Here is a 6,185-nt window from a genome sequence, read left to right on the forward strand (position 1 = left end):
CTCTTATACTGTGAGGAAACATCGACCCCGGGGTCTATCACCCATACCCCTGTTTTACTCTCATCCATCGTTGCAATAATGTCTGGTTGCAATGCCTTAGCATACTTGTTCTCAGTTGCCTCATATCCAAGCCTTTCCAACTCCTCGAGGACTTCATTCAAAACCTGTTTTCTCGTTGCAGAAACTCTTTGAATCCCAGTATACTTGTCTAACTCGCCGTGCTCCTCCGGGTTGTACAACGTATATCTTCCACGGTCGAGCCTGAACAGAAATAATTTATCTGGATCCTTATACTTGTCCTTGCTGCTACTGTTAACCGTTACCAGATCTATTTCGAAGTCAAGGCTCATTTCGGACCTGGAAGGGTCTTTTTCATGGGCTTTAGAAGCCAACTCTTTCCTAGTGAAGGTTATTTTGCCCGTTCGGTAGAGTTCTTCAGCAACCTCTTTCAACAAGGCCCAGTTAGGCTTCTTATTAAAGCTTTCCGCAGCTTCCAACCAATCATCCCCTAATCATGCACATCTCGTTTTAATTATGATTCTACAATACTTATTAATTCATCTGCTAGGGACCTAATTGCCTTGGCAGCCTCACCGTCCTTGTAGGCTAGGATGTATGGGACGCCTTGGTCAATGGCATCGTTGACGAGCGGGTCAATCGGTATTTTTGCGAGCAGTCTTGTGCCAAACTTACCGGCTAGTTGCTCACCCGTTGACTTTCCTAGGACCTGCGAGGGTCTGCCGCAGTGCGGACACTTGAAATAGCTAAGATTCTCGACAACTCCGAGCAATCTGATATTGTTCTTAGCGGCGAAATTGATCGCCTTTGACACTATGGTTTCAGACAGCATGTTTGGGGCGGTCACTATAATAGCTCCAGTGATGGAAGATATCGACTGGACGATCGTGATGATAGCGTCTCCAGTTCCTGGCGGTAGGTCAACTATGAGGTAGTCGCCTGAGCCCCATTTCACTTTGCTTAAAAGCTCTAATATCGCCCTTGAAACCAATGGGCCTCTCCACACGATGGGCAGGTCAGGGGAGTCCAGCATAAGGTTAACAGCGACGACTTTCACTCCAAGAGGACCTTCAACAGGTAGGATATTCCCTTCTTCATCAGCGTAGTGCCTGGTTCCATGCAATCCCAGGATGGAAGGGATTGATGATCCGTGGATGTCAGCGTCGAGTATCGTAGTGGTTTTACCTTTCTCAGCAATAGCTAGGGCGAGCATTGATGATATGAACGTTTTACCTACTCCACCCTTACCGCTCAGAACAAGTATTTTATGTTTGAAACTCCTTAGCTTCTTCTCCACATCCTGTGTAAGGCTGAATGATGGTTGGAAAGGAATTTTCTTGTAATTGCTCATTCTTAACCGCCTTCCCGTTTTTGACGATTATCCTAATTATTCCTTATATATGTATATCAATGTTATAATGGATTAGGGCTTGGGAATGACGTGTAGTATCGCCCCCGGCAAAATCATATTGTTTGGCGAGCATTTCGTGGTGAAAGGAGCCCCTGCAATAGGGTTCGCCGTTTCAAAATACGCTAAAGTCTGTGTTGAAGATGGCTATTTCCAAGTGATCTCGAAGCAGACGGGCAACATAGAACAGGGTTCAGTGCTTTACAGAGCTGTGAAAAGATTAATCACGTATGCGAATTCTATCTTCAAATGCGACGAGGATGTTAGAATATTAGTTGACTCTGAAATCCCCGTAGGAAGCGGCATGGGTTCTTCAGCCGCATTAAGCGTAGCACTCGCCCATGCGTATCTGACACACTGTAATGCAAGCTTCGATAAGAAGCTTGTTAACGAATTAGCCTATGAAGCCGAGAAAGAGGTTCATTCAAAGCCTAGCGGAATAGATAACACGTTAGCGACCTTCGGAGGGTTCCTCAAGTACAGGTCAGGGGTTTTCGAAAAACTAGATATCAGGCTTGGGGATGAGGTTGGCTTCCTAGTGGTAAACACGAACTTGAAAAGACAGACCGGTATAATCGTTGAAGAAGTATTAAGGCTTTATGAAAAGTACCATGAGGTTCTTGAGAACGTTTATACCGCTGCGTCAGTACTTGTTGAGAAGGCGTTGAAGTCCTTAAGGGAGAGGGATTATGAAAGTATTGGACGTTTAATGCTATTGAATCATGGATTGCTCTGGACTATCGGGGTCTCACATGAAATCAACGACCTCATAGTTCACAAGCTCGTTGGGAAAGGATGCTATGGAGCCAAGCTGAGCGGGGCTGGGAGAGGAGGAATAGTAATAGGTCTTGTAAATAAATCCTTGTCAACCCGGATTGAGGAGGAGCTGAGGAGTGAAGGATTCCAAGTCTTCAGAGTAAACCCGGATTATGAAGGGGTTAGAAGCGTTGAAGATAATTAAGGGATAACAGTGAATTGATTTAATAGGGATGAGGAGTATAGTGGTCTATGATTTCAATGATTAGACTCCCATGGGCTGACCCTCATGCTTATTGACCGGACTCGTAGAGGACTAATCAAAGTTCGAGAAAAGCCTGAGATGCTGAAGAAGATCAGCCTCCTGATTTCAGAATATTTAACAGCGTTCTACTCTTACAACTCCCTGATCAAGGATAAGAACTACTATTTAAAACCCGTCCACATGGTTGTTAGAAGACTACCGGATGGTAGCACAGTTAAATACTATTATTATGGCCGCTATTGGTACTCTGTTCAGAAAACAAGTAGACCCAGCAGGATTAAATGGGTTTACAGGGGTAAAAGCAAGCCTGATCCAAGCCTACCGGATCCCCCAGCAAACCCTATCGAGGGCCTGGTTGTAAAGCAGTTTGATGACTACGTGGAATTGGTTTTCCCCAGCGAGGAGTTGTTTAAGCGGATATATGATAAGCTGATCCAGCACTAGCTTTGACAGCTTGTCGATTCTCTTTTAATATCCTGGCTCTTCTTAGAGACTTACCGTTGAAATCAGGTTAGCGGGTTAAATCTTACCTCCCATTTCTTGCGTGATTGTTCAACAACTGGTAGTCTCTCTCTCGCTAACCTTATGTTTTCATAATTGAGTGTGTGTTCCATGTATGCTTCTCTGTATCCCATGTCAAGCTCCCTGTATCCTAATGGGCTGAATACTCCGCTCCGACCTACGAAGTAATCCCCTGTCTGGTCAGCTAGTATTATGTACATCGTGTTCTCATGAGCCCTCGTAGATGCAAGCATCTCCAGGGATTCTTCTTTTAGAGGCCCTCTCAGCCACCCTGCTTGAACTATTACTCCGTCAGCTCCGTTTAAAGCGTAAAACCTGAATAATTCCGGAAAGCGTAGATCGTAGCATATGGCAACGGCAAGCCTGAACCCTCTGGCTAGGATGAATTTGCTCGGCATTTCCCCAGGGAGGAAGAAGTCAGACTCTCTATATCCTAAAGCATCGAACAAGTGTATCTTACTGTATAATGGTATTGCCTCGCCATCACTCTTCACTAAGACGCTGGTGTTTTTTGCGCGCGGCGGCTTATCAGTTTTCTCGATAACGTTGACTATAATATCCACGCTCAAGAGTTCGGCAAGACGTTTCATCGTGTTTATGAAGGAGCTTTCCTGAATAGGCTGGCTGTGAGCATAGACTTCATTAGGGTTTTTAAACCTTAAAGGATTAAGCATGCTATATTCTGGGAACACTATAATATCGGCTTCCTTGTGTTTCTCCACTATTATTTTAAATCCCTTCTCAGCGTTTTCTGAAGGGGAACCGTTGAAGTCTGCTTGAACGATTCCTATCGTTAATTCCATTTTAACCCCATGAAAACTAAATCAGTTAACCTCTTAATTAATCTGTAAAACCTTTTGAAATACCTGAACACATTAAATTACTTTAAACTACATAGTAGGAGTTTAAAGGGTTGGAAGCAATGGTTTTTCAAAGACTACTGGATTCTAATGCTAAAAGCAGGTGCCTGAGAGAGAAAAGGAGGGTGTTAATCTTCAGCAGATGCATGGAGGAAGAGCATCCAGAAATAGTTAACAGCTTTACGAGCGAGTACTGCCTGCTGTCAGTATGTCCTGAAGCAGAACATGTGAACATGCTGGGGTTCAAGCTTGCTGGGATATTGGCACGTGGAAGTTACGAGGAGGTTGCAGTCTTAACCGTGGATGGTAGTATGCACTGTACTCAGCTGCATTGGATGGTTGAAGAGGTCTTCAAGATTTGTAAGCCAGCTTGTAGGCGGAGGCATTTAATATTATATGAGGGAGAGGTTAAGGAGGTGAGCGCTGAAACGGTTAAGAGGAGCAGGTATTTATTCAAAGTCGAGAAGCTTGTCGAGCTTGAGAAGGAGTGTGGAGGCACATGATAATTCGTTTCAAACTTGTTCGCGGAGTATTAACGATTTTCAACCAGGATAGTGGTCTAGATGTGTGATGACCCACTGCTAAGGGTTTCAAACCTGGTAGTCAAGTACGGCTTGTTCACAGCTGTTAATAGAGTGTCTTTTCAGCTCTGCCCAGGCGAGGTTTACTGCTTGCTCGGCCCTAACGGGGCTGGTAAAACATCAACCATAAGAGCGATTGCAGGCCTTGTGAAACCTGCTGATGGATTCGTGGAAATACTTGGCAGAAACCCTTTCACCGACCTGACCGTGAAGAACGATTTTGGATATATTGCTGAAGACCCAATACTGATCGAGAGCTTAACATTTCGCGAGCACATTGAGTTCGTGGCAGCAGTTAGAGGGCTTGGGAAGGAGGTTGAAGAATGGGTTAACCACCTAGTTAAAGCTTTCGAATTCTCGCCCCATCTGGATAAGCCTGTATACACGTTATCACGGGGCAACAGGCAGAAAGCATCTCTCATTCTTGCATTAATGCATAAGCCTAGAATCCTCATACTTGACGAACCCTTCACAGGGCTTGACTTTGAGTCTTCCAGCGTTCTAAAGAGAATTATCGAGAATTGGAGGAGTAATTCTCAAGGAGTATTAATGTCGACGCACATTCTAGAGATAGCGGAGAAGATTTGTAATAGGGTAGGAGTCATCGTGGATGGTAGACTAATATTTGAAGATAGCACTGAGAACGTTAAGACAAGGCTCAAAGGTGAAGAAGTTTTCTCTAAACTATTAAACGAACTAATTAAGAACAGTGTTCCCTACGATAAAGCGGAGTGAGAGGACTCGATGAGAAGGAAAATAGTGAAAACTATTGCTAACGTAATGTTCAAAGAGTTAATTTTTCAATCAACAACCATGTTTAGACTCGGCGGGTTCCTGAAAGACATGAGTGACGCCAGCAGTTCTGAGTTCTTGAGGAAGGTGGGGTTAACCTTCAAGCTCAACAAAATTTTTTCCACGGTTGTTTTTGCCGCAATTCCATGGATTTACCTCATCCCCTTCATCGAAAACCCTGGAAGCCGCATAATAGAGGGCGTGGTAATGTCAAGTAGTATAGTCCTAGTGCTTCTACTGACATTTCTCGAGGTACAAAATACTATCGGAATTTACATGATAAGGCTTTCAGAAATAACTAACCTTTACCCGCTGAGCACTCGGGAGAAGCTGTTTTCAATAATTATGCTTTATTTCAAACTCTACGACCTGCCAGTGCTTTCCTTTATGCTTTCAGTCTCGATCTTGACCATTATTTTCACGAGAGATATTATAGTACTTATAATAAGCGTGCTTGTGGTAGCATTATCCACCATATACGGGCTTGCCTTAGCAATGTTAATCTCGAAAGGATTTTACTACTCGTTATCAAAAGGTGGGACCAAGTCCCGATACCTGGTTTCCTCTGCTTACAGTTTCCTAACAGTATTTCTTATAGTGATACCCATACTGTTAACCAACGTGTTCAAAACGGTCTTAACTATTCTAACCTCTAGCGATAATTTACTATACAGGCTGGTCTTCCCCAGCCCCTTCTTCAACTTATTGACGAGCTTCAGCAGGTGGCCAGGCTTGCTTATTATGGATGTTTTAAGCGTGCTAGTTTACTCAGCATTGGCTATGGCAAGCTTGAGATTCATACTCACCGAGCTCACGGGTTTTATCAATCTTCGGCCTGACTACACCAAAGCGCCTGGTAAATTACTACCCATGCCTATCGCGATAAAGCCTATGCCGCAAGTGAAAGCTTTCATTAAAAGATACATCAGGGTTGTTCTCAGACACCCCAGCTACGCCATAGGCTTTTTCATGCCGCCTGCTAT

At 44.1% G+C, this 6,185-nt stretch carries 8 protein-coding genes; 5 read left to right on the forward strand and 3 right to left on the reverse strand.

Annotation, left to right across the window (positions count from 1 at the left end; all coding sequences use genetic code 11):
* Positions 1-497, reverse strand: a 497-nt coding sequence (locus AC3OH0_RS06055; protein ID WP_498345126.1) for a DUF7669 domain-containing protein, incomplete at its 3' end; no start/stop codon positions are given.
* Positions 498-532: 35 nt separating this feature from the next.
* Positions 533-1,369: an Mrp/NBP35 family ATP-binding protein gene (locus tag AC3OH0_RS06060; RefSeq protein ID WP_498345127.1), complete on the reverse strand. Its 837-nt coding sequence runs from the start codon at positions 1,367-1,369 to the stop codon at positions 533-535.
* Between the two features lie 85 nt (positions 1,370-1,454).
* Between AC3OH0_RS06060 and mvk the strand changes: the two genes are divergently transcribed.
* Positions 1,455-2,387 (forward strand): mevalonate kinase, encoded by a 933-nt coding sequence (gene mvk / locus AC3OH0_RS06065; RefSeq protein ID WP_498345128.1) that lies wholly within the window; start codon positions 1,455-1,457, stop codon positions 2,385-2,387.
* An 84-nt stretch (positions 2,388-2,471) separates the two neighbouring features.
* On the forward strand, positions 2,472-2,891 hold the full coding sequence (ubp, locus tag AC3OH0_RS06070; protein WP_498345129.1) for a UBP family nucleoid-associated protein: 420 nt from the start codon (positions 2,472-2,474) through the stop codon (positions 2,889-2,891).
* 62 nt (positions 2,892-2,953) lie between these two features.
* Here ubp and AC3OH0_RS06075 read toward each other — a convergent pair whose 3' ends face one another.
* Entirely contained in the window at positions 2,954-3,772 is an 819-nt protein-coding gene (locus tag AC3OH0_RS06075; RefSeq protein ID WP_498345130.1) for a carbon-nitrogen hydrolase family protein, read from the reverse strand.
* 119 nt (positions 3,773-3,891) lie between these two features.
* Here AC3OH0_RS06075 and AC3OH0_RS06080 point away from each other — a divergent pair, with 119 nt between their 5' ends.
* The 3 genes from AC3OH0_RS06080 to AC3OH0_RS06090 form a co-directional block, all read left to right on the forward strand.
* Entirely contained in the window at positions 3,892-4,332 is a 441-nt protein-coding gene (locus tag AC3OH0_RS06080; RefSeq protein WP_498345131.1) for a 4Fe-4S ferredoxin, read from the forward strand.
* A 60-nt stretch (positions 4,333-4,392) separates the two neighbouring features.
* Entirely contained in the window at positions 4,393-5,145 is a 753-nt protein-coding gene (locus AC3OH0_RS06085; RefSeq protein WP_498345132.1) for an ABC transporter ATP-binding protein, read from the forward strand.
* 9 nt (positions 5,146-5,154) lie between these two features.
* On the forward strand, positions 5,155-6,185 hold a 1,031-nt coding region (locus tag AC3OH0_RS06090), incomplete at its 3' end, for a hypothetical protein (RefSeq protein WP_498345133.1).

The organism is Thermosphaera sp., assembly GCF_059755995.1.